The following is a 24,292-nucleotide window of genomic DNA, read 5'->3' on the forward strand; positions in this document are numbered from 1 at the left end:
TTCAGATGTTGGGATTTATAAAAGCCATAATCCCACTCTTGTTGTTGCCGTTTGCCCCCTGAATGGTCACACGGCGGAGATAGTTATACTCCTCCAACATCTCCATGGTCTCAGCGAAGTCGGCTGCGTTCTTGAAAAGCGTACAACGGCAGAGCTTGTAAAGGTCATTCTGCCTGATCTCACGGATACCCTTTGAGCGTATTTTGTTCAGCACCCTCTCCGCCTTTACCGTTCCGAGGTCAATATCGCCCAAGCTGTAAGCATAAATTGCCTGCTCACGGAAGTATCCTGCAATCTCAATCGCATTGCAGAACGTATCAATGCCTACTCGGTTCTCTATGGGGTTCACATCATTCAGCGCACACTTTACGCAATGAATGATACCGCATAACCGCAGGATAAGACCGTGGAACTTGCCGCCCCAGTCCTTGCAGAAAGCCATATCCGTGACGAGCTGCGGCTCAATGTAGTCGTTGTAATAATCAACAAACTCCTTGTAAGCCTTGCCGTCAAAGTGGAGATACAGCTCTTTCTCGTCATGGTAGTTGAATTTGGTGTTGAGGAGCTTGTACACAAGGTTCTTGTATTTCTCCGCAACATTTTCGGGGACAGGCGACGTATCATAGCGCCGTGAGCCGATATTGCTTACGGGGAAACAGTACACGAAACGAGCTATCAGACCGCTGCCCCTGAAAGCAGAATTGTTAATCATGCTATCAAAAACATACGGCTGACACGCAAGACAGATACTCATATACGGCTTTTTCAGCACAATGCTCCCTCTGGTCGCTCTGTCGCTGATATACGTTTCCCCGTTCCACGATTTCAGCAGGAGATCAAGGTTCGGGACGTTGTTGCTGTAACGTCCGCTAAAGTTGCCGAGCATACCCGCTTCGTCCGAGATCATCAGCAGAGTGCCGTTTTCTTCGAGCTGATGCACAAGTGATTCGGGCGTAATATCGTCCACCACTATCCTGCGGAAGTTGTTCTGAGGGAGATTGCTCATATCGGTCTGGAGCTTGGCAATCTCATCGGCGGTCACATCATTCTTCTTTTCAAGTGCTTCGAGCTTGCCGGCTAACAAATTGTACTCCGCCTGAGATTTGAAGATGTCCTGCTTGTTGTTCTCGTTCCAATCGTGAGCGAACTGTATGTACGGTCGCTTCACCATTGAGATCACAGGCGACTTCTTGAAGCTCGGCTCTGCTACTGTAAGAGCATCAAGCACCAGCGGCTCGGTGTGATCTCGCTTTGCCGACATTCTGTAAACGCCTGAGAAACAATAGCTTACCGCAGAGAGTATTGCTGTGCCTGCCATAGCAGCGTCCGTTGAAGTGGTAGTCGCTATTGCTTGCGCCATATCCCTTAGTATCGGAGGGAGAGCGTTCACGGGGAACGGCAGGAGGTTTGTTCCGTCGGGACGGAGTGGTATGGGCGTTGCCCACTGTGTAGGTTCATTCAAATATGAATCAGTCCTTTCTGATGTTTAGTGTTATGTCAGCTGTCTGTCTCTTGCTGACATGAATATTGTACCATAACGGTAGTCTGTAAATCCATAATATCACGTTATAATATTGAAATTTACGTTATTTACTTTGAAATTTGCATAACGTAACATTAATTCACGTTATAAATTATGATAAAGTATTGACAAGTATAGCCTAAAGTGTTATAATATTCATAACGTATTTGACGTTTTACGTTATTGTAAAGGAGCAAAACATGGCAGAAAACAAAAAAATCCTGCTCTATCGCATCGACGAGCAGGCAAAGAACGTTATTTTTGTGGTTACAGAGGACGATCCAAAGTTATGGGGAAATATCTCCGAAGATATGCAGACTATCCTGAGCTTTGACGAGATTTTCAGGGATATAACGGAGTTTCGTAACGGCTTCCTGGACTATGAGCAGCTCACAGACGAGCTGATAGGCACGATCAACGGCAGAGGTGCAGTGTTCCGTGAGATATTGGAACGGTTTGACGATAACCGCCTGAACAGCTTCAACTTCTTCACACGTTACTACTCCGATACGCTGAGAGATATTTTTCTTTCAGCAAGAGCAGACATCGACAAGGCAGGAGCGTTCTTTAACACCAGAGCCTTGAAGAAGTCCACGGAATATGTCAATGAGGTGTTTAATAATATCCGTGAGGTCATGCGTGACGATTGGAATTTTGACTTCAACTCCGAGAGCGATATGAAAGCATTCAGGCTTAGTTTTGATAAGATCATTATACGGGGAAATGACAGGAACGATATTTACACCGTGGCTGATACTGCACTTGTCAACTTCTTCTATGATTTCAGCTTTGCAATACACAGCAGAAAGCTATATGTTTGCAGCTGTAAATATTGCGGTAAGGTATTCCTCGGAAAGAAAAATGCTGTATGCTGTGACGGCACAGAGTGTCAGGCTACTTATCAGAACGAGCTTAAAAATGCGAAACGCAGGGAGAGAGATAACGGTACATATCAGAAGTATCTCACGAAGCTCAGTAACTATATTGGTCAGCAGAAGCCGAAGTTGTCTGCAAGGGTAAATGAAGATAGCGAAGTTCTTCAAAGATTTGACAAGGAAAGGAAGGCTTATACTCAAATTCTCAAAGATAAGATCGAGGAGTATCAGGCAGAAAACCGCTTGCCCGATGATGAAATGGAGCAATTTTACATTCAACTGAGAAAGAAATTTGCGCGGTTTTGGAATGGTCTGGCAGTTGAGTGGGAGAAGGAGCATAGAGGTGAACTTTGAATCCAGTGGGTTCAAAGTTGCAAACAGCGTAAAACCGGGAATTGCTCTTGCTATTACGATGAAAGTATGGTATAATTTGTAAAAGCACTAAAAATGACTGTGCAAAAGCAATTAGAAATGACAGTTTTACTTAAGAGGTGCAATATGTCAGTATTTTATATTAGAGATGTCGAGCAGAATGAAGAACAGATAGCTAAATTAACAATGGCTGAATTGTTTGAAATAAACATTCATAAAATGAGAAAAAGCTTCTTCAAGTATTTTCCCAATACAACCAAACGAATCAATAAGGTTACTCGCAACTTCTCTTTAGAAGCTTTAGAGAACAATACCGTTTTTCTTTCTGCACCGAGCAGCTTTGACGATCCCTATGATTGCAATTTATTCATTGATGCTAATGAGTTTGCGTTGCAGAGAATTCGTTACTATGCCGAATTATGCGGCGTTGATGTAAAACCTGAGTGGAGTTATGAAGAAGTGTCTATGCGGTTAGCAGAGAAAATATACACTCATGGTATGTCTGGCAAACCTTTGGATGAGTTCTATAAGCATAGACAAGATTGTGAAATGATTCGTTTACATCATGAAGCATTCTTTTTAAGATTACAATTAGAACTTAGTTCTCCGGAAACTAACGGGGAAAGCTACTCTGTGGCTTTCAACAAAGCGATAAAGGAGGAATATGACGAGATACAGCATACTGCTAATCGGTTCAGAGTTGCCTGTTTTGCAGAAACGCCATATTCTATGCTGATGTGGTCACATTACGCAAATTATCATCAAGGATTTTGCGTTGAATATGAAACACCTGACTATTCTTCAGACAACGCTGAAATTTACCACAATCTGTTTCCGGTAATATATACAGACAATAGAACAGATCTAACATCGCTTAGTTTGAATTGGAGGTCAAATGGTAACCTCTCAAATGAGGAACTATGGAACTTCTATAAATATGGATTACTTAGCAAAAGTCTGGACTGGAAATATCAACAGGAGTGGAGACTAATTTCCTGTGATAATCTCATAACCGATGATACTTATAATTGTCAGTTTTTCAAAATCAAAAAGGTTTATTTAGGTAACAGAATGTCTGCCAAAGATCGGAAGAAGATTATTAAAATATGCAAGCGTAAGGGTATACCATATGTTGGTGTAATCATTTCTCCCAATAAATTTGAGATGAAAGACTGTAGCATTCTATGTGAGAATTGTCTAAGAATTAAGCAGTGTAATAAGCGAAAACGTTCAAATAAATAGCTTTGGATCCAATGGGATAAAGCTGCAACCAGCGTAAATTCGGGAATTGGTATTGCTTTTTCGATGAAGATATGGTATAATACATTTAGTTAAAGCGTTTGAGATTATTAATGCAATATAAAAAATCATCAGTGAATAATAATTTTGTATCTGTAATAAAGGGGATGATTCTCTGTGAGCGATACAGTATCTTTTGAGATTTCTATTCCTTCTGATAACGATGGATATGCTCTGTTGCAATGCGAAAACTGCGGGGAGTATTTCAAATGCACCCCACATGATATAGAATCAGATGAGATTTTGAATATATACTGTCCGAATTGTGGTTTGACAAGCGAATCGTATATCACAAATGATGTGATTCAGCTTGCAAACGCTATGATAACGAACTATATACAAGATACATTATATGATTTTTCAAAGAAAATGGAAAGGCAGTTTTCTCACAACAAATTTGTAAAATATAAGGCTGGACGCAGACCTAAAAAAGCGTATGAGCCGCCTATATATTCAACTATAGAAGATTTGGTTGAATATAAATATATGTGTTGTGCCCGATCAGCAAAAATCAGTCCTTTATTAAAGATGTCAGTTTGTTTTTGCCCGTTTTGTGGAGGTGTAGAGTTTGGAGATCAATAAATCTACTTTAAAAACAATAATGTCCAAATTTAACAGTATTTCCAATCGTTTATTACAATCAACATATGATAACTATCTTGATGACCTAAGAAGGTTTTGTAATTATATAGAAGCTAACGAGCTGATAATGGAATATATAAATAGCTGCGGCGGTTACAATTCTGAAATGGAATCGCTATTAGACGAATGCTTACATAAAGGTGGAAAGATTAAATTTAGTCTTAATGAAGATGCGGAAACATCGGAGATATACTCATATATAAAGACAATTTGTAATAGTGAATATAAAAGCCTCCCTCCCGGAATAATAATACCGTATTCGTCATCAAATAAATTTGCGGATATGTTGAAAGAATTTAACCATTGTGTTATTTTAGCACTAATAAACCATATTAGTGATTACTTAAAGAAAGTAGGTATAGAAATGGGAATGGACGATAACGTAACTTACAACATCAATGGTCAGCAAGTGAATATAGCGAATGATAATGCGAACTTAACTGCAATTCAGAACAATAATGGCGTTAATTCTGATGAACTGCATAAGCTGATCGAAGTGATGAAATCAGAACTTAATCCGAACTTGTCTCCAGAAGATAAAGCTGACGCTGAAGAAAGCATTGAAATAATCGAATCCGAGCTTAACTCTGGAAATCCTGATGAGCAAAAAGTCAAGTCTCAGTTTAAGCTGCTTAAAAGACTTGATGTAGGTGTTAAATTTGCAAGTGCTTGTTGTTCGTTGCTCACTTTTGCGGATAAAATGTTTCCCTTTCTTGCAGAAGTCGCACCGTTTTATCAGAATTTGATAAAATAACCAAATAAAAATATTTGCCGTCACATTTACGTTGATTGTATGTGCGAATCTTAGAAGAAAACAAAAGCCTCTGTAATCCAGTAAAATGATTACAGAGGTTTTTTGTGTTTGATTAAGCTTGTACACTTATTGTCTGTCGACTTATTGTGTTCAAAGTTGTATAATATTGATAAAATGGAGGAGTGTTTATGGATATCGTTAAAGTGTTTGGCACAAATCTGAAAAAGTACCGTACACAAAAAGGGCTGTCGCAAGAAAAGTTTGCCGAAAAGTGCGGTTTGCACAGGACTTATATCAGTGATATAGAATGTTTCAGGAGAAGTATCGCCCTTGAGAATATCCAGCGTATTGCTGACGCTCTGGAAATTGAAACATATCAGCTTTTTATAGATAGCAATGAAAGCGAGGACTAAGTATGATTAACTATCAAAGAAATATAGCCGAAAGCGGATTGACCATTTACGAAATAATCGACCCGAATAATGAAACACTGTATATTCCAACGCAACGGCTTCAGGCAATTATCGAATCTGGTATGGTTGGATTATCTTTGCAGGGGTTACCATTAAGAACTCGCTCTAAAATAGTAAAGCAAAAGATTTGTGAATGTTTAGGATACCCTATACCAAAAAGCTTCAAGAAAACTCAACCTCGTTTTTATGGGCAGAACTTTGATGTTTACACTCAAAAGTCGCTCAATGTGCAAATCTGGAATGAAGAAATAACTCCTGATCGGCGCTATGTTTTCCTTGAGGTCAATGAAGATGATATTGTCACAAACGTTCGAGTTATTACTGGTGATGAACTCGCTGACTATGATAACACAGGAAAACTTACTACAAAGTATCAAGCGACAATGCATCACTTTGATCGGAGCAGCTTATTTGCAACGACAGATACTGAAAATCTAATGGACGTTATCTGTAAACGCAATCCTAACCTGAGAGAATTCAATCCAAACAGTTTTCCGAATCCAGACAGTCTCCTGCCTATTTCAGAACTGTTTGATAGACTGATTACTCTTGAAGGATGTGAGTTTAGCTACATCTCAGCAACCCAAGAAAGAAATAGGGGTGCGGTAATTCACAGTGCTGTATGTGAAGCTCTTGGGTATTCAATTTATGAAGATGATGGAAGATACCCCGATTTACGTAATCAACTCCTTGAAATAAAGCTTCAAACCTCTCCAACTATCGACTTGGGTTTACATTCGCCAGAAGATGGTTGCTGTATTTTCAATTGTTATGGAAAACCGTTCTTCAGCGAAGATGTACGATATGCTATTTTTGATGGAATTGTGAATCAAGTCCGTGGAACGGTAACCATTGATAAAGTGTATATCACCAATGGGCTTCACTTCACAAAAGACTTTCCGTTATTCCAAGGTAAGAAGCAAAACGCAAAAATACAGCTTCCATTACCATCTGATTTCTTTAAGAAGTAACTGTGAACATACTGTCTACCAAAGAATTAAGAATACTTATGTTTCGGGATTCTTCCTCAGAGGAGAGTCCCGAAATTATTTTTTTTACAACGGCAATCGCTTTTTGAGCATAAGGGTTATCAAGTGAAGGAAGAGGAAATTCCTCAACATACTGTGTCATAAATCTTCGTTTGCCAGAGTAGAGTTTGGTATGAAACTTCGTATCATAGTATTTTTCAATGAATTTACTATTTACAACAGCAAGAGTAAGATAGACCATTTCCTCACTTACATCAGAATTTATTTCTATCCAATAGCAATCTCCATTAACAATCGCTCCGCTTTCATCCAACCAAAACTGTGGCGTTTCAGAAATGTCTCTGAATACAATTTTTCTGGCTTTCCAACTGTCAGGGTTTTGAGGAACCCATATTTCATACCAGTTCCTATGTGCTTTCTGTACATAGCTTCTTGATGATAACTGCTCGTAATGTTGGTATAAATACTCTTTGGCATAAGGATATTTTTCAATGTCGTATGCAGCCTTTTTTCCATTAACGCTTGTATGCGTATATAATACTTGCCAAGTATCAGCACTATTAGGGATTATTTTACCAGCATTTCGATGCGTGATCAATGGTCTAAGTAGCTCGATTTTACTTAATTCACCCGTCCAAGAATCGCCTATAAAAACATTATCGGCGGTGGTTTTTATACCAACTCTTATTTTACCGATTTCAAACAGATGATGAGCGGTATGCTTTTCAACGGTTTTTAGCCATTGTTTTGATTCATCTGAGGAAATGGTCCACAAATCAGATTTTTCTACGCTACATAATGTGCCTTGTTTGAAAGAAAATTTTCTACCGTCTGAAGTAGAGAACACTCCATTTTCGCCTATTTTCTCAAATACTGACGTAATGCAATCCTGTTCATTTTCATCTGTCTGATAGATTGATGTGAATTCAACCTCAGAAGGATCGGAGGTTCTTCCATTTGAAAATACAACAATGCAAGGAAGGACGGAAGCATTAAATAGCTTTGTGTCACCAAAATCTACAATTCTTTTGATTTGATAGTTTTCAATCATATAATCTCGAACGGTAGCTCCGGATTTGATCGTAAAGAACTTGTTAGAAGTAATATATCCAGCTATACCGTCTATCTTTAAGAAAGACTTTGTGTACAATAAAAATGCATAGTATATGTCTATTCGACCGCTTAAAGAATATCTATTTGCAAGCTCCTGAGCTTTATCTGTACCAAGAATTTGTGTCCGAATGTATGGTGGATTGGCGATGATAAAATCAAACTGTACTGTTGGCTCAACTGAAAGAAAATCTTGATGAATAATCTCTACCCTATCATCTGGAAAGAAGTTAATTAATTCTTTGGAGGTTGTTTCAGCGACTCCCTTGTCAGTTTCATATCCGACTAAAACAAGCTTTCTATTTGGATAATGCTTTTTTAACAAATTGCCTATTGATAAAAGCAATTCGCCATTACCAACAGCAGGATCTAAAACATAAATCTCGTCATCATAATTGTTAATATGATATGATATAAGCTCATTTGAAAGGAAATTAGCCATTTCTTCAGGAGTGTAAATCACTCCATTTGACTTTTCCTTTGTTTCGTTTTTATATCTCATAATTTCTCCTTCGAGGCTAAATAACAAAAGTCAGCACCTATCAGATATGCAATATGGCATTATAGGAAACACTTCCAACATAAGCCATGGTATCTTTTATATTATAACAAATTTCATCTGGTATGTCAATCATATTGCCACTCCTTTTGCCTATAATACGCTGAGTGAAAGTTAAACAATATAAGAACAGCTGCACCTGAAGGCACAGCCGTCCAAGCAATCAGATATAAACCATACAGTCAAAGATAATCTCTCTCGCCATACCGACAAAGCAGTTTTCCAAACCGAGTATCTTCTCGGCATCACCACTGAGAACAGCTTTTTGATAGCAACTGTCAGTTCGTTTCCAAAGCTCCACCTGACGGGAGATAGCTTCACTGACCTTCTGTTCCATATCATCGAGGTACTGCATGATCCTGCCCTCATTGACGAGCCTGCGAAGCCTGTCAGGGTACTTGCTGTCGGAGTAGTGGAGATGATATCTGATGAAGTCCGTGTTATAGGTCTTGCTTTCCTCGGTCAAGGCATCGGGATTAAAGTGGGTGACGGTCACAGTATTGGTTTCAAGTCTCCAAATCGGAACATCTTTCTTTTTCAGGGGATTGTAAGCCACCTGTATGCTTTTGTATCTGCTCATACCGTCCACCTCACCTAATAGTCTTGATCATTTCAAGGACGAGCTGTGCGCCGACCTTGAAGCCCTTGCGGAACTCATTGCGATTGGAGAGATTGTGCAGATCAATGTCCGCTGTTTGATATTCGTCAAGAATGTCAGTACGGTCGGGATAGGCTTTCTTCAACTTGGCTTCTGCCTTGACGAGCCTGTCGAGGGCTGCTCTGTATGCTCCGTCAGTGTCCTCTATTTCGGTCAAATGAAACAGGTCATAGTCGTAAAGTTCATCGAGAATGTTTCTCATTTTTATATCCTCCATATCGAAAATTATACAAGGGTATGTCGGATATTTTGTCCGCTATTTGTCCGCTAAGGGTGCAAAAACTTAGCAAAAAACAGTATAAACGGACTTTTGTAGATTGTTCTGAAACGCCGTATTTTCGGGCGTTTCTGCATATCCCGACAAGTCACCAAAAGTGCGCCGAGATTTTCAATTCCCGTACGGGTCATCACACACAAGGCTCTCAAATGACGATATATCGCCATTTGAGAGTTTTTCTTTTACCCTGATACGGCTTCTGTCCTTTACTTGTCCTTTATACAGCTTTGGGCTGTCCTTTGTCCGTGTCGGGCTTGTGGAAGTCAAGCACCGATGCGATAGCATCTCCTGCCCTCGCCTGAGCCTGATTGAACACATGACAGTAGATAGAAGTCGTGGTAGTTATCGTCGAGTGACCTAACGCTCCCGACACGGTGGCTGCGTCAACGCCCTCATTGATGAGAGCCGAAGCATAGAAGTGTCGCAGGGAGTGTATGTCACAGAAACGGAAATTGTTTTCTTCACAGAATTCTTTGAGCCAGAAATACGGTGTGTTGTTGTTCATCGGTTCACCGTTCCACTTGACGAACAGGCGGTCATGGTCTACCCACTTCGTTCCGAGCCTGATACGCTCCTCGTCCTGTTCTTCTTTGTATGCCCTGAGCAAGTCCATGACGTTCTGAGGGAATTTCAGAGAACGCTGAGATTTCTTTGTCTTGGTGGTGTCAGTGTAGATACCCTTTGAAGCGGTATAGTTGCTTGTCCTGCGGACGCTGATAACATTATGCTCCCAGTCAATGTCCTTCCATTCAAGACCGAGCATTTCTCCACGTCTGAATCCGCTGTATATCGCCAAAGTAAAGAAAGTGCGGTATTTCAGAGGTGCAGTTTCAAGGAGCTGAAAGAGCTGTGCGACCTCTTCGAGAGTGTAGATGTCTTTCTCCTTCTTCTCACCCTTTGGAACGGTAACACGCTTGCAGGGGTTATCGGTAAGCATTTCCATCTTCACAGCGTAGCTGAACACATCGCTGATGAAGCTGAGGTGATGAACGGCTGTCTTTCTCGACAGCGGTCTGCCGTTTTTCAGGCTTTTGCCGTTAAGTGCCAGATCGTTGATAAACTGCTGGATATGTCGGCTGGTGATCTTATCAAGTCGCAGATGACCGATAGCAGGGTAAACCCTCACAGTGAGCTGTTTCATTCGCTCATAGGACGTATTTCTGAGGTTGAGTTTCGCATATTCCTCGAACCACTGCTCGGCGAAGACCTGAAACTTGATATTCGCAGTGACCTGACCTTTCATGCACTTGTCCTCAAACAGGATCGCCTGCTTCTGAAGCTCTTTCTCGATCTGCTTCTTATTCATACCATCCGCAGGCTTCCATGTCATGGTCTGAATGACCTGATTACCTGATGTATCATATCCGCAGGAAACTCTGATCTGATAGGAGTTTCCTCTTTTTCTTATCGTAGCCATAAGTTGATTCCCTTTCTGTCAACATAGATTTTATGGCATACTCCTGTTACTCTAATGTTAGCGCACTATCGGGCTTTTGTCAAGAGTTTTTTCTATCTTTTTCGGGAGTATGCCCAAATCTATGTCCTTTGTTCTGTGGTGTTTGTGGATTTTCTGTCTGTTGCCGTTCAAACAGCGTAAAATCGCCGTTCTCAGCGTACAGAATTATCTGTTCGCTGTCTGTCCGTTGAAATAGGCAAGCAAGTCAGCCTTGTTGATAAGCATCTTGCCGTTCACGCCGTCACCTGTCCTCAGATACGGCAGCTTTCCCTGCTTTATCAGCTTGCGGACGGTATGTTCAGACAACCCCTTGACCGCTTCGGTGCATTCCTTGACGGTCAGCATCTCCACAGCTTCGGACTTGACCTCAGACACCTGGTCGGAATCATTTGTCTCGATAAGTTCGCTCAGGATATTTACGAGCTGAGCGATAAGCTCGTTCTTTCTGTTTGTTGTCATAGTTGTAAAAACCTCCATAGCAGGTACTTCCCCTGCTTTCTATCTTGTATATTTGTTATTCCAGCACATTCTTTCTTGTGGTGCTGTTGTACTTGTACTGCTGAAAGTCAGCGCTCAGTCCACAGGCAGAAATAAACGCCTTAGCCTTTCTCAGTTCACGGGAAAGCTCGTCCTCACGGCTGATTCGAGCTGCTTCTTTTTTCAGCTTCTCACGGGTAAAAAGTCCCTTTTGCTCCTCGGCTTTCTTGTAGGTGGCAAGTTCTGAGGAAGCAGCCGCCAACTGTGTTTTCAGAGCATCACGCTCCTGTACCGCCGTATCGTGTTCAGCTTTGAGCTTCTTTGTGGACTTGACCATAGCCACATACTTCTTGGCGGTGTCACTGAGTGTGTCGTAGTCCTCTTTGGCGAGGGTGACTTTCTTGCCGAACACAGACTCCTTGACCTCAATACTTTCGATCTCGTCCAGCTTGACTTTCTTCTTAGCCGCCTTGTCAAGTTCTGCTTGGGCTTCATCACGCTCGGAAAGTGCCTGAGCCTTTTCCTCGTTCAGCCGCCTGATCTCGTCCTCATGTTCGCCATATTCCTCGACCGTGTAGCTGTATCCTCTGGACTTCTTCGGCTCGCTGATCTCGATACCGTGAGCGTTGCAAATATCCCTCAGCACTTCCCACTCCCTGAGCCGCCAACGGTTATTGGAATGAGCGTCATTTCCGAAGCCCATTTCATCGAGTGCCTTGTTCTTTGCGTTGCGGACTTCAAGACCTCTGCTGTAATGTCCGAGAGGGATATAGTCGATGTGCAAATGGGGAGTTGCTTCATCGAGGTGCATGACCGCATTGAACACATAGAGATTCGGATTTCTCGCCTGAAATCCCTCCATATATTCACGCAGACACTCCGCCGTTATCTCCGCATCGGGAGTGCCGACAGCCGAATCATTTTTCGTGCCAATATATACAAGGTGTTCGTAGAAACTTTTCTGCTTGTTTGCACCCTCGATCACGCTCTTGCTTGGAGGACGGTTGAACAGGTGTTCAAAGTAGTCATTAATCTTACGGTCATTTCTTTTCTGCCGAGCGTTGTATCTCTCTACCGCTTCGTCAAAAAGCTGGTGGTAAGTCTCGCCCAGATCTTGCTGAACAAAGATCACATTGTTCGACGTTCTGGAACTGTCAATATTCTTGGCAGTGAACTCTCGATTGTTATGTGAAAGGCTGCCTTTGCCCTCGCACATCGAGATAGATTTTGTACTCATTAAAATGTCTCCTTTTATATCTCTGTTTGAACCCTCTGACGAGGGATAATCATACGCATAAGGCTCACCGCCTATGCGATGATGAGCGCCCTTGAAGGGCTTTTGAATTGGCTTGCAACGATACGGAGATCGGCAAACCAAACGGCTCGGAGAGCCGGAATTTACTTGCGGTGTGCCGCCAGTAACCCCAAAGCACTTTTGACAGCCTATTCGGACTATCAAAAATGCTTATGGGGCTCTGCGAGGCTGAACGGCTGACGGAACAGCCGAAAAATGTGGACACAGTAATGCAGAAATCCGCATTACAAAAATCCAAAATTGCAGTTTCCAAAACTGCAAAAATCAGAACGGAATATCCACCTCAATATTGAATTTATTGAGAAGAAAACCAAGCTCAAAATCATAGTCCAGAGCTTCATCGTCCGTCAAAAAATCGTAGTAACGAACCAGTGCTTCACGAACATCAAGACCGCTTCTTTCTTCAAGGATAGAAGTCAGCGCTTTTACCTTTTCCATATCGACCATACACCTCACCTCCTTTCCGCAAAAATGCTCAACCACCATCAACCGCCGGCAACCAACATTCAGGTCTGTATTTTGCAAAAGCCATAATACCGCCGTTTCAGTGTCAGCCACCACAAAAACCACAAAACCCATTGTGATTCAGATATGTGGATTCACATAGACCATCTGAGCCTTTTTGTTGTTGGCAGCGGTCACATCTTCATAAGCTACATAGCCGTATTCAGCGAGGGTGTCAAGTGCTGAATAGAAGTCCTTTGCGGACGGGAAAAGATTGCATCGGCAGGCGTGGTAGAGATCGGATTTCAAGCCCTGTTTGATGTTCTTTGTCTTGAAAATCTGAATGATCTTCTCAGACTTGACGATGTTCCCATCCGGAGCGTTCACACTGAAACCGTAAATCGCCTGATAGCGGTAGTAGTGAGCGATGCTGAACGACCTCGCAAGTGTGTCATGATTCACGCTTTCATCGGACGGCTCAACACCTCTGGAACAGCAGTCCGCACAATGCAGAATACAAGCTATCCGAAGTATCAGCCCGTGGAACTTACCGCCCCAGTCCTGACAGCAGCACATGGATTCCTTGATCTCTTTTTCGATATAGTTATTGCAGTAATCTATGTACTCCTCGGAAGCGTGACGGGACAGATGCAGTATCGTTTCATCTCCGTTCCAATCCTTCTTTCCTTTCAGGAGCTGATGAATGAAATCGTGATACTGCTCCCTGATCTCTTTTGATATAGGAGGGGTATCATATCGCCGTTTCCCGACATCGCTTTTGGCGAAGCAGGGAACGAAACGTGCGATCAGACCGCTTGACCTGAAAGCGGTGTCGTTCATCATGTTGTCCCATATATAGGGCTGACCTGCGAGTGCGACTGAAAGATAAGGACGGGGAATTTCCGTTCGCCCTCGGATAACTCTGTTGCAGATGTACTTCTCACCGTTCCACGATTTCAGGAGCAAGTCGAGGTTTGGGATGCCGCCGCTGTACTTTCCGTTGAAGTTGGAAAGCATTCCGGCTTCATCGGAGATCATCAGCAGAGAATCATTCTCACTCAGCTCTATCACAAGGGATTCGGGGGTTATATCGTCAACAGCGATACGGATAGGAGTGGTGTTGCGGATATTATCCGCCTGCACACGGAGCTTTGCAATTGCGGCGGTGTCAGGCTCGTCCTCTTTCTCCATTGCCTTGACACGAGCTTCAAGAGCCTTAACGTCCTGCTGTGCCTTGTACATTTCCTCTCGGTGATCCTTGTTGTACTTGCTCTCAAAGCTGTCGAACGGAGCTTTGATGAAGTGCATGACAGGACTTTTTCTTTCTGACGGCTGTGCTATGATGATAGAATACAGCACAGGCGGTTCGGTGTGGTCTGCTTTTCCTGCAAGTCTGTACAGACCTGTGAAGCAGTAGCCCACGGCTGAGAGCATTGCCGTCCCTGCCATTCCCACATCGGTGGAAGTCGTGACCGAGATCGCCTGCGCCATATTTCGCAGGACAGTCGGCAACGCATCGAGCGGAAAAGGGATAGCGTCCGCACTCTGCCGGAGCGGTCGGGGTTCTACCCATTTGATTTCATTCATAAGTTTTGTTTTCCTCTACTTTTGTAATTTTTCTTGTATTTCTATTGACAGATTGCGTTTGATGTGTTATAATAAGAAAAGAAATAACACGTTTCAATCCCTGAATCATATTATATGCTACCTAAGTAGCATTTGTCAAGTAAAAATAATCAGAACAAGTTAAGTTCTGCCTTTTGCACAAATTGGAGGGACACAAAATGACCATCTTTTGGAGAAAATATAATGAATTATGCGATGAGCGAGGAATCAAGCCAAGAACCTTAGCCACTGAGCTGGGCATTTCGGCGGCGACCGTCACCAAATGGGTGAATGACGGTATGCCGAACCTCGACATGATAACAAGAATAGCCGAATACTTCGATGTTCCTATAGATTACCTGATAAATGAGGACGATACACCCATCATTCCGCAGGCAAACAAAAAAAGAAGTGTGTTCAAGTCGGTAAGCTCCCTTTCACAGCGGTGGGTTAGCCTTCGCCGTGGCAGTGAGATCAGCCTTGAAATGCAGTTAAAGATCATTCCTTATGTGAATTGTACGGTGCAGTTTCTGAATAATGATAAGTATATTGAATACGTCCCCGAAACCGAATACGATACCGAGCATTTGAAGGACACCGAAACGATATTCGATATACTGGGCATTCTCGATCACTGTGCCGACACCGAGAGTTACCGTATAGTGCAGGTGCAGCTCTCACGCATCGTGCTGTATCACTTGAAAGAAAAAGGCTTTGATCGTGAAGCTCTCCGCACCGAGCATCTCGATCAGGAGAAGATGGAGTACCTATACACGGGCAAGGATAGTGGCAAGACGCATAACTACGGTCTTAACTTCTCGGATATGGATTTTCTCAGGGAGTTTACGGGGGTGAGTTATCAGGTTATGTTTACGGGGATTGAATAAGGTTATGGAGCTGAGGAGCGTTGCTTCTTGGCTCTTTTCTTTTTGAGGGGACTTTGATTCCGTTGGAGTCAAAGTTAACAGTCCAAACTCCCAATATAACCATTCTCTAAATCTCAACATTGCACCAAAAAAATGGTATTAGTAATTGTATAATAATATTAAGGTGATGAAAGAAAATTGATACAGGTGTACGAACACATGACATTAAGGAAAGAAAAAAATTATGGTGGTGAGGATAGTTGAGTGAATTTTGATTTTGGATGGTTCAAAGTGAAAAACAGCGTAAATTCGGGGATTTACACTTGATTTTTCGACATGATTATGATATAATTTACATAGAGGTTTACGATATCCAGATTACATATGAGAAAAAGGGGGTTAAGTAATCATGAGCACTGGAAACAGGACAAAGAAGAACAAAAAGAAAAACATTCAGAAGACCATTAATACACAGACAGAAGTTTATTCTGTCGATGAAGTATTATCCATGATGGATGAAACCAGTCAACTGTTAGCACAGGAGAATTATTCGCGGTTGGCTTCCATGGGACCTTCAGCCGGAGAAAGCGGTGCTTTAGTTAATTCTGTGGAATTTTGGGACTGGATGAACCGAAATTATGCAAAAAGCGGTCATTTTGCTTCATCTGACGCAATGCAAGCGTATATGTCTGGAACTGCTGGACAGCAAAACTGGGCAAAGAAGGTTGTTCAAGGAAAAGGCTATGAATGGGATTGGATGTCTGCTCAACGGAGATCATTTAAAAACCTTTTCAAAACATTTGATGCCGGTGATGTGGCAAACCGCCCAGGAAGTGACATAACAGCACATGACATTTTATCTGGGACAGATACAGAATATCAGCTAAAGGCTTATACAAGCAAAAACACTCCGCATTTAAAAAATACCCCTAAAGATATGGCGGTTGTTACTAACGCAGAAAAAGTTGAGCAGGTGTCAAAACTTGGATATGATGAGGTTATTTCATTTGGGAATAATGATTCGATACAAGCTGCTCGTGATTCACGCTTGGAGAAAATGACATCTGGTGAAGCAAGTCCTAATTATACAGTTAAGAATGTTGGAATCACTGTAGCAAAATCAGGGATTCTTGGATTTGTTGTAAATGCTGGAGTAGAGACTATTGTTTCGTACAGAAAGTTTAAAGAAGGAAAAATCAGTGGTCAACAGTATCTAAAAGAAATCATGAAAAGTGGTGGAAATTCCGGAATTAATGCAGTTTTTTCGTCTGGCATAATGATTCCTGTTTCCGCTGCTATTACTAAAGCTGGGATTTCAAGTCTTGTAACATTTCCTGTTTCTTTTGTGGTCACTGCTGCAGTGGATAAGATAGTCGCACCAGCATTTGCACGTGGTGACTATCTTAAGATACTACACGAAGCAACTTATTATCGTGATTTAACAGAATTCTGTGGTTCTCTTGCTCATAAAATGGATGTTGCAACAGATCAATATAGCCTTTTTATAAAAGGATTCATTGCACAGCAGCAGGAAATAAATGAATTGGCTAAAGGTGTTATTACAGAACAGGCACTAAAAGATTTTGAATACTATGCTTCTCTACCTATGGATGAGGCAGATTCTGTGCTGGCAGGAATGGTTGAATTGATGAAAGATACCGATTCAAAGTTCAGCATTCTTCAGAGCCAGAACTGGTTTCAGAGAATGATAAAAACGGTTACAGGTATCAATAAAGCAACAAAAGAGGATTTAAAACGTAACCATGAAAAATTGGGGGTTTATGTATCAAAAGCCGTAGGCATCCTTTACGAACGTCATTGTGTTAGTGAAAAAATTGTATTAATGTATGGAGAAGAGATTCTGGCACTCAACAAGGGTTACATCTCACTAAGCGCAAGATTTGATACGCTTGAATCGAGAGTAGATGCTATTACTAATGCGTTGATTTATAGAACACCGTCTTCTCCGCAGACCATATCTGTAAAGCAGATTATAGACGAAGAATCTCAACAAACATATGCTGAAGCTGAAAGATTATTTGTGAAAGGCAAGCTTATAGATGCCTTTCCGCTATTCAAAAAAGCAGCCGACAATAACTGCGCGAGGGCATACTACTATCTTGGAGAATACTATGCCGAAGGGTATGGTCATATTGTAAACAATAGGACAGAAGCTCTTGAAAATTGGCGAAAAGGTATGTCACTTGGAGATGTTCTTTCTACTTATCAATATGGACTCTTAAAGTATGATGGGAACGATACTTTATACAATAAATGGATGAAGGAACATATCCATTCTGTTCTCCAATTAGTTAAAGAAAATGATTCTGCCGCATTAGTTGTATTTGGGTGGCACATTTTATTAAAGAACCCTAATGACATTGATACATTAGTTGATTCTCTTGGGTATTTTAAAAAAGCTGCTGATAAAGGCTATTGGCCTGGTGCCAAAATGTTTTATCAATTTACGGAGGACTTAAGGAGAACAGGGACAAATCTTCATGACTATACGATGCTTATAAAAGATGTGGAATGCTATGAAACGCATAATTTGATCGGCTTAGCTGAACTTCTTTATACAAATGATTATATAGATAGCGTAAGACATTTTCAAAAATCTTTATGGCTTAGAGATGATGTGGTTGAAGCAGCAGGATACCTTGCCTTTATTTTAAATACAGGACTTGTCCCTGATTCTTTGGCAGATGGCATTTCAAAGGATAGTATTCCTATGTATTTTAATGCTGGATTGAAATCGGATAATGCATTCATGCACTATCAATTTGGTGCGTTGTATTATAACGGCATAGGAGAAAAAAGTTATGGTAAAGATTTGAGAAAAGCTTATAAGTGCTTCGAAAGAAGTTATGCCATTCTTCCGCAAGGGTTTGTAGCTGGTCAGTTAGGTTATATGCTCTTGACAGGCGAGGGTGTCGAAGAAAATGAAAAGAAGGCTATTAAATACTTAATTGAGGGAGATAGACTTGGTGATCTTAATGCTACGATGATCCTGTCTCAATGTTATGAAAATGGCTATGGTGTAGAAAAAAACATACAAAAGAGTATACTTCTTTCAGAAAAAGGGAAGCAATTATCTGCTCCAGATGCAAGCTCCATACTCAAATCGTATATCGACCACGGAATTACAAAGCACAGAGAAATGGGGAGTTAAATATGCTGTTGTTTTCGACTGTCCTCAATATCAACGAATCTATGAGTAAAGACGATTTTATTCGTCTTGCCATTGAATGGAATCAAGGTAGTCCTCATAAAGAAAATGTCATCTCGGGCATTGTTTGGAATGGAGAAAGAAATATTCGATACGGGGATGATTCCTTATGGCTTGCCATAGAAGAATACCGCAATCAGAATATTATTGCAGTTCGTTACGAGAAAATCGAATCTGACGGTGTTATTTGGGATACAGATTATGTCATGAACTTTAATGACATGAAAATGTCTGTTCGATTGGATAGAAGTTATCTTGAATCAGCACTGACCGTCGAATCCGGTTTTTCAACACCGCACTTTATTTCACTCTTAGTAGAAAAGGGATATATAAAGGACGATAATAATTTGCCTGTGTCAAATCGCCCTGTTATCATTGATAAAGATAATATGGACATAATTGTTGATGTCATTAACGGTGTCAGTCATTATCGGTTGCCTGTTGTCTATATTTCCAAAACACTCTTTGGAGAGGATCCGGTGAATGTGAAATGGATTGCCAGCCGGCTCAAAGGTGTTGCTCACGTTCTTGTTCAAAAGGAAAACTGTCTAAACAGTCGATTAAGACGTGAATGTGATGATAAGAATGAATACTATGGTGCAATCGGCATCTATTATCCTAATCACGCAGCTGGACATAAAAAGTTTCTCTATCGTGCCTATGAGGGTAGTGATGATATTTTGATGGAGAAGGTTATACGGAGCGTGATACAGTATTGCAATTCTCAAATGGTAGATACGCTATACACTTGGACAGGGGTAAGTAATGCATTATTACGCGATAGATATAGTAGTCAAAAAGAGGAACGTCTTGCTGCAGAGCTGGAGAAAGCAAAAGCTCTTAATGATGCAGATGAATTAATTGCATATTTCGATGACGATATTAAAAAGCTTCAGCAACAGGTGGAACAACTAACAAAAGCAAATGATGCCTTATCCTATGAAAATCAAGGGCTAAAAGCGAAGCTTGACTCGACAGAAGATGTTGCAGTAATCTATCTCGGCATCGAGGATGAGTTTTTTCCGGGAGAAATCAAAGAGATGATTATGGATGCTGTTGCTGAAAAGCTGAAAAACACAGCTCCCAAAACGAGAAGGCATGATGTACTATCGGATATCATTCAAAAGAACGGGTTTGATGGAGTAGCCGAAAAGCGCGCAAACTCGGTAAAGATTCTCCTTAAAGACTATAGGACGATGAGTGGATCTTTGCGTCAAGCACTAATGGATCTGGGTTTTACGATTACTGAAGACGGGAAACACTACCGGCTTACATACTATGGAGATGGCAGATACAAGACTACTGTTTCTAAAACCGCAAGTGACCACCGTGAAGGAAAAAATATCGCTTCAACTATCATAAAAAATATGTTTTAAGATTGAGTCGAGTGGCTCAGTGCATAACGCCTACCCACACAATCTAAAGAAATATATATGTATGGCGAACTAGGTCAAGTAATTGTTGATATACAACAACGGCTGCACCCAAAGGCACCGCCGTTGTAAATCCTATCAAATATAAACCATACGCTCAAACATCGCTTCTCTCGCCATATAGACAAAGCAATTCTCCAAACCGAGCATCTTCTCAGCATCACCGCTGAGAACAGCCTCGTGATAGCAGCTGTCGGTCTGTTTCCAAAGCTCCACCTGAAGGGAGATAGCATCGCTGACTTTCCGTTCCATATCATCAAGATACTGAATAATCTTGCCCTCGTTGACGAGCCTGCGAAGTCTGTCGGGACAATGGCTGTCAGAGAAATGAAGATGATACCTGATGAAGTCGGTGTGATAGGTCTTAATCTTCTCGGTCTGCGTATCGGCATTGAAGTAGGTAACGGTCATGGTGTTGGTGTCCAGTTTCCACAGTGGAACGTATTTCTTTTTCAGTGGATTGTAAGCGGTCTGTTCGCTCTTATATCTGCTCATGGTATTACCTCCGTTATGCTTTATCATGATTGGATTCACGGTGTTCAAAAATGTATTCCGTGATTTGAAATGATAATAACAGGAGTATGCACATAACGTTGTCCTTTGTTTGTCCTTTACACGTTCCAAAAAGTTACGATAAAGGACAGGATTATAAAACACGTTAAAACTAAAAAACGCCGTAAATACGGGCTATTTCCCATATCACGGCAGGTTAGAAAATCTGAAAAATTTAATTCAATTCCCGTACGGGTCACCACTTTTTAAGGCTCTGAAATGACGTAAATACGTCGTTTCGGAGTTTTTTATTTTTCTCCTCTGCCCGATTTGAGAAGAATTTGGGAAGAACACGTTTTTATCCCATGATTTTAAGCCCGTAAAACGGCGTATTTGCGGTGGTTGCAGGGGTTGTATACAACAGACGAAATTTGCAAATCTTCAACTCCACGCTCATCTATGGTGTTGACTATCTCGCATTTATTTCTTTCATCTCACAATAATTGTCATGATTGCAACGGTTAGTATAATTCATCACAGGCACAATCTGTTGAGGAACTTTTACTGTGTACTTTGCCGCCTGCACAACATGAATAACCCCAGTGTCAAGCTCAATGTTCTTCCACTCCAGTCCGAGTATCTCACCCTTTCGCATTCCTGTTGACATAGCGATGTAGCAGAACAGCTTGTACTTGGTCTCTGGCGGGTGCTTGTCCATTGTCTCCATCAGCTGCAACATTTCCTCATCGGTGTAGAACTTCGACTCTTTCTTACGAGACTTAGGGAATGCAATATCTCGGCAAGGGTTCTCAACATTCATGCCTGTACTGATTGCATAGGCAAATACCTTAGAAATGAAACTAACGTTGTTGCGAATTGTCTTTATAGACAAAGGCTTGCCCGACTTAGTATTCGTATCCTTTGCCAGACGGTTGACAAAGTTCTGAATAGTAAAACGAGTGAACTCATTCATGCGGATATGACCAATCTGTGGCAGCGTCCTCGAAAGCATACTCTTGTAATCGTCCTTCCGAGGGTTGTTCACAAAGTAATCCTGCTCTAAAAAGTCAGTGAATGTTATGCTGGCGTTCTTACAACCGCCCTTGCACTCGTTCTCAAATTTTCTCTCTTCCTCTTCCAGAAAACGGTCTCTCTCTCGCTTGGTCAAGCCATCTGGTATGTGAACCGTTTTGCTGAAATACTTCCTAGTGCCTCTTTTTGACACCCTGATTTGCGCTGTGCGCTTGTCTCTTATGACAATGCTCATAGGTCACCAGGGGGCGTTGAGGTAATCACGCACCGACTCAAGGTTGATTAGGTATTTACCATGCTTGCCGTTGCCGCTGCGCATAGCTATGATCTTCCCTTGCTTAATAAGGTTGCGAATGGTAAACTCTCGCAAGTTGGTAAGCTCTTCAACCTCTTGTATCGTCGCCACCACTGGCAAAGACACACCTTTATGCTCGCTCTTGCTGCGTACAGTATCAATACTTTTATCCATCATCGTAACTCCTTTCGTGATCAGCTGCCTCTTTCGCAAGGCGATAGAACGTTGTTTTTTTCAACTTGGTTCTATGCATTGCTTCGACAGCGGTTATATCTCCGTTCTTCCAACTGGAATACACAGGCTCCCAATTCTTAGGTCTCTTAATCAGCTTTCGACCAAACTGAACCCCCTTGCTCTTTGCAGCACTAATACCCTCTGCCTGACGCTTTCGTATCTTCAAACGTTCTGCCTCAGCAATACTGCCGAGCACCTCGATTAAAATTGTGGAAACCATGTCTAAAACCCACTTGTTCCCATCTTCGATTGTCAAGCAGGTGGTGGGTATGTCAAGGATAATCACCCGTATACCGTGTTGCTTGTAATATTCCAACTCTGTACGAATATCACTCTTGTTTCTTGACAGTCTATCAAGTTCCTTAACCACAAGGGTATCACCCTCTCTCAGAACATCATTCCGTAGGCGTTGGTAGTTAGTGCGATCAAGGCTTTTTCCTGACTCCTTGTCAATATAGATGTTGTCTGGCGGCACACCAAACGAAATCAACGCATCGACTTGCCTGTCCTCATTCTGCTGGCGAGAAGAAACTCGCCCGTATCCGAACATCATAAATGTATCATCTCCTATCAACCGTTCGTAAAATCCCTTGCGCACTCTGAACGTTCGGAAATGTTAGAAAGACGGTGCTTTCCGAACGTTATATACAGAGTTCGCAAAAGTATAGTTTACCGAACAGTCATATCATTGCTTGTTTACCCAATCCAGAAAATCTCTAGCGCTTACAAGCCATCTGCCACAAATCTTTCGTGAGGGGAAGCTTTTTTGTAAGAAAAGGTCTCTGGCTCCGAAATAGCTGCAGTGCAGTATTTCTGCAACATCATTAACCGTAAAGAATACGAACCGAAAATCAGCCTCGGCATGGATAATTGGCTTGTTATCAGTCATGATCTTTCACCCCCTGCGTTGGTGTTACTTTCCAATTAAATACCTGTTTGCGTATGTACCCCTGCACCTTCATCATAGGCGAACGTGGGATAGCTATCATCGAGCCAAACGGTTTTCACTTCTCAATTGCAAGGCTTGACGAATGCCTTGCGTTCATTTGAGTGTAGTTTTATGTAACTATTGTTATCACCTCCGATTGATAAGGTTGGTTACTTTTGATGGGTTAGGTACTTCATCTTCCGCAGGTCAACTTGATATTATCAAAATAGAAAGTCTCCGTCTTTCAGATATCAAGGACATTATAAAGCTGTTTTTTGCAGTAAAGAATCAAACTGTAATAATTCTTGTGAAATATGTGCAAAGGCTGCTGAGGTATTTTTGTAAAAAATATATTTGCTCGAAAAATATCTCTCCATATATCAAAGAGGACAAAGTGGCAAAAACCTTAACGGCATTTCAGAAGATCTGTAGAACTCACAGAGGCACTCTTGAAATGCGGGGTGCTTATGCTAAATTTGTGAATAGAACAGCAGACAAGAACACTGCCCTCCATAAGGTATGGGATGAGAATGGCAAAAATCCAACCCTGTGAGAAAAGTTTGGAAGAACTCACAGACGTACACTAGAAATGTAGGTTGCTGATGTTCGATCTGTGAGAGAAAAACAGACGAGAAACAAGTCTTCTCAATAGTTAATACAAAATCGCCCTTTCAAAAAAATGTAATAATCTTTGTCAGGCTTCAACAAATTGATGTTTACATTTCTGTCACTTGTGTCGGGCGGTTTTCAACATTGCCGAGAGCCTGAATAGTGCTGATGCTGACCTCTCTATTATTATATATAGCACAAAAATCATCGCTCTGCCGTATGTTCCATGATCAGATTATTATCTTGAAGTTTAATTGGAAATTTCATATTCGGAATTAAAACAGGACGCTGCGGCTAAAAGCTGCAACGTCCTTCGACTATTGATCCCCATATGTATTAGGCTTAAT

Annotated in this window: 24 protein-coding genes; 10 read left to right on the plus strand and 14 right to left on the minus strand. The window is 41.5% G+C overall.

Annotated elements, in window-relative coordinates; genetic code table 11:
- Position 1 precedes the first annotated feature (1 nt).
- Positions 2-1,462 (minus strand): YfjI family protein, encoded by a 1,461-nt coding sequence (locus BT142_RS13015; RefSeq protein WP_072418623.1) that lies wholly within the window; start codon positions 1,460-1,462, stop codon positions 2-4.
- A gap of 260 nt (positions 1,463-1,722) precedes the next feature.
- On the opposite strand from BT142_RS13015, the gene BT142_RS13020 reads away from it, so the two are divergent.
- The 6 genes from BT142_RS13020 (at position 1,723) to BT142_RS13045 (ending at position 6,908) form a co-directional block, all read left to right on the plus strand.
- Positions 1,723-2,751 (plus strand): hypothetical protein, encoded by a 1,029-nt coding sequence (locus BT142_RS13020; RefSeq protein WP_072418624.1) that lies wholly within the window; start codon positions 1,723-1,725, stop codon positions 2,749-2,751.
- Between the two features lie 144 nt (positions 2,752-2,895).
- Entirely contained in the window at positions 2,896-4,011 is a 1,116-nt protein-coding gene (locus tag BT142_RS13025) for a DUF2971 domain-containing protein (RefSeq protein ID WP_072418625.1), read from the plus strand.
- A gap of 174 nt (positions 4,012-4,185) precedes the next feature.
- The gene (locus BT142_RS13030; RefSeq protein ID WP_072418626.1) at positions 4,186-4,650 is read left to right on the plus strand and encodes a hypothetical protein; all 465 of its coding nucleotides are present in this window, start codon (positions 4,186-4,188) and stop codon (positions 4,648-4,650) included.
- Positions 4,637-5,464 (plus strand): hypothetical protein, encoded by an 828-nt coding sequence (locus BT142_RS13035; RefSeq protein ID WP_072418627.1) that lies wholly within the window; start codon positions 4,637-4,639, stop codon positions 5,462-5,464. Before BT142_RS13030 ends, BT142_RS13035 begins: the two co-directional genes overlap by 14 nt.
- A gap of 188 nt (positions 5,465-5,652) precedes the next feature.
- Positions 5,653-5,877: a helix-turn-helix domain-containing protein gene (locus BT142_RS13040; RefSeq protein ID WP_072418628.1), complete on the plus strand. Its 225-nt coding sequence runs from the start codon at positions 5,653-5,655 to the stop codon at positions 5,875-5,877.
- A 2-nt stretch (positions 5,878-5,879) separates the two neighbouring features.
- A complete protein-coding gene (locus BT142_RS13045) occupies positions 5,880-6,908 on the plus strand; it encodes a hypothetical protein (RefSeq protein ID WP_072418629.1) in 1,029 nt (342 codons plus the stop codon).
- Here BT142_RS13045 and BT142_RS13050 read toward each other — a convergent pair.
- From BT142_RS13050 to BT142_RS13085, 8 genes are all read right to left on the minus strand, one after another.
- Positions 6,898-8,538 carry an Eco57I restriction-modification methylase domain-containing protein gene (locus BT142_RS13050; RefSeq protein ID WP_072418630.1) on the minus strand — a complete coding sequence of 547 codons (1,641 nt, stop codon included), beginning with the start codon at positions 8,536-8,538 and terminating at the stop codon, positions 6,898-6,900. The genes BT142_RS13045 and BT142_RS13050 overlap by 11 nt on opposite strands.
- Before the next feature lie 220 nt (positions 8,539-8,758).
- On the minus strand, positions 8,759-9,175 hold the full coding sequence (locus BT142_RS13055) for a hypothetical protein (RefSeq protein ID WP_072418631.1): 417 nt from the start codon (positions 9,173-9,175) through the stop codon (positions 8,759-8,761).
- Between the two features lie 10 nt (positions 9,176-9,185).
- Positions 9,186-9,455 carry a DUF6809 family protein gene (locus tag BT142_RS13060; protein ID WP_072418632.1) on the minus strand — a complete coding sequence of 90 codons (270 nt, stop codon included), beginning with the start codon at positions 9,453-9,455 and terminating at the stop codon, positions 9,186-9,188.
- A 292-nt stretch (positions 9,456-9,747) separates the two neighbouring features.
- The gene (locus BT142_RS13065; protein WP_072418633.1) at positions 9,748-10,947 is read right to left on the minus strand and encodes a tyrosine-type recombinase/integrase; all 1,200 of its coding nucleotides are present in this window, start codon (positions 10,945-10,947) and stop codon (positions 9,748-9,750) included.
- A 204-nt stretch (positions 10,948-11,151) separates the two neighbouring features.
- Positions 11,152-11,445 carry a helix-turn-helix domain-containing protein gene (locus tag BT142_RS13070; RefSeq protein WP_072418634.1) on the minus strand — a complete coding sequence of 98 codons (294 nt, stop codon included), beginning with the start codon at positions 11,443-11,445 and terminating at the stop codon, positions 11,152-11,154.
- 55 nt (positions 11,446-11,500) lie between these two features.
- Positions 11,501-12,700, minus strand: coding sequence for a plasmid recombination protein (locus BT142_RS13075; protein WP_072418635.1), 1,200 nt, complete (start codon positions 12,698-12,700; stop codon positions 11,501-11,503).
- Between the two features lie 342 nt (positions 12,701-13,042).
- Complete coding sequence (locus BT142_RS19645; RefSeq protein ID WP_242940033.1) at positions 13,043-13,357, minus strand: hypothetical protein; 315 nt, start codon at positions 13,355-13,357, stop codon at positions 13,043-13,045.
- A gap of 6 nt (positions 13,358-13,363) precedes the next feature.
- Positions 13,364-14,809, minus strand: a complete 1,446-nt coding sequence (locus tag BT142_RS13085) for a YfjI family protein (protein ID WP_072418637.1) — start codon at positions 14,807-14,809, stop codon at positions 13,364-13,366.
- Positions 14,810-15,006: 197 nt separating this feature from the next.
- On the opposite strand from BT142_RS13085, the gene BT142_RS13090 reads away from it, so the two are divergent.
- The 3 genes from BT142_RS13090 (at position 15,007) to BT142_RS13100 (ending at position 20,298) form a co-directional block, all read left to right on the plus strand.
- On the plus strand, positions 15,007-15,714 hold the full coding sequence (locus tag BT142_RS13090; protein WP_072418638.1) for a helix-turn-helix domain-containing protein: 708 nt from the start codon (positions 15,007-15,009) through the stop codon (positions 15,712-15,714).
- A 388-nt stretch (positions 15,715-16,102) separates the two neighbouring features.
- Positions 16,103-18,865 (plus strand): tetratricopeptide repeat protein, encoded by a 2,763-nt coding sequence (locus BT142_RS13095; protein ID WP_072418639.1) that lies wholly within the window; start codon positions 16,103-16,105, stop codon positions 18,863-18,865.
- Between the two features lie 2 nt (positions 18,866-18,867).
- Positions 18,868-20,298, plus strand: a complete 1,431-nt coding sequence (locus tag BT142_RS13100) for a hypothetical protein (RefSeq protein ID WP_072418640.1) — start codon at positions 18,868-18,870, stop codon at positions 20,296-20,298.
- Positions 20,299-20,433: 135 nt separating this feature from the next.
- On the opposite strand, the gene BT142_RS13105 is transcribed toward BT142_RS13100, so the two are convergent.
- The 5 genes from BT142_RS13105 to BT142_RS13125 all read right to left on the minus strand — a co-directional run bounded on the left by BT142_RS13105 (position 20,434) and on the right by BT142_RS13125 (position 23,297).
- Positions 20,434-20,850 (minus strand): hypothetical protein, encoded by a 417-nt coding sequence (locus BT142_RS13105; RefSeq protein ID WP_072418641.1) that lies wholly within the window; start codon positions 20,848-20,850, stop codon positions 20,434-20,436.
- 466 nt (positions 20,851-21,316) lie between these two features.
- Complete coding sequence (locus BT142_RS13110; protein WP_072418642.1) at positions 21,317-22,114, minus strand: tyrosine-type recombinase/integrase; 798 nt, start codon at positions 22,112-22,114, stop codon at positions 21,317-21,319.
- A gap of 3 nt (positions 22,115-22,117) precedes the next feature.
- Positions 22,118-22,348, minus strand: coding sequence for a helix-turn-helix domain-containing protein (locus BT142_RS13115; RefSeq protein ID WP_072418643.1), 231 nt, complete (start codon positions 22,346-22,348; stop codon positions 22,118-22,120).
- Positions 22,341-22,961, minus strand: coding sequence for a recombinase family protein (locus tag BT142_RS13120; protein WP_072418644.1), 621 nt, complete (start codon positions 22,959-22,961; stop codon positions 22,341-22,343). Before BT142_RS13120 ends, BT142_RS13115 begins: the two co-directional genes overlap by 8 nt.
- Before the next feature lie 132 nt (positions 22,962-23,093).
- Positions 23,094-23,297: a helix-turn-helix domain-containing protein gene (locus BT142_RS13125; protein ID WP_072418645.1), complete on the minus strand. Its 204-nt coding sequence runs from the start codon at positions 23,295-23,297 to the stop codon at positions 23,094-23,096.
- A gap of 196 nt (positions 23,298-23,493) precedes the next feature.
- Here BT142_RS13125 and BT142_RS13130 point away from each other — a divergent pair, with 196 nt between their 5' ends.
- Positions 23,494-23,889 carry a hypothetical protein gene (locus BT142_RS13130; RefSeq protein WP_072418646.1) on the plus strand — a complete coding sequence of 132 codons (396 nt, stop codon included), beginning with the start codon at positions 23,494-23,496 and terminating at the stop codon, positions 23,887-23,889.
- Positions 23,890-24,292: the final 403 nt, after the last annotated feature.

It is taken from the genome of Ruminococcus sp. YE71 (assembly GCF_900119155.1).
Taxonomy (GTDB): Bacteria; Bacillota; Clostridia; order Oscillospirales; family Ruminococcaceae; genus YE71.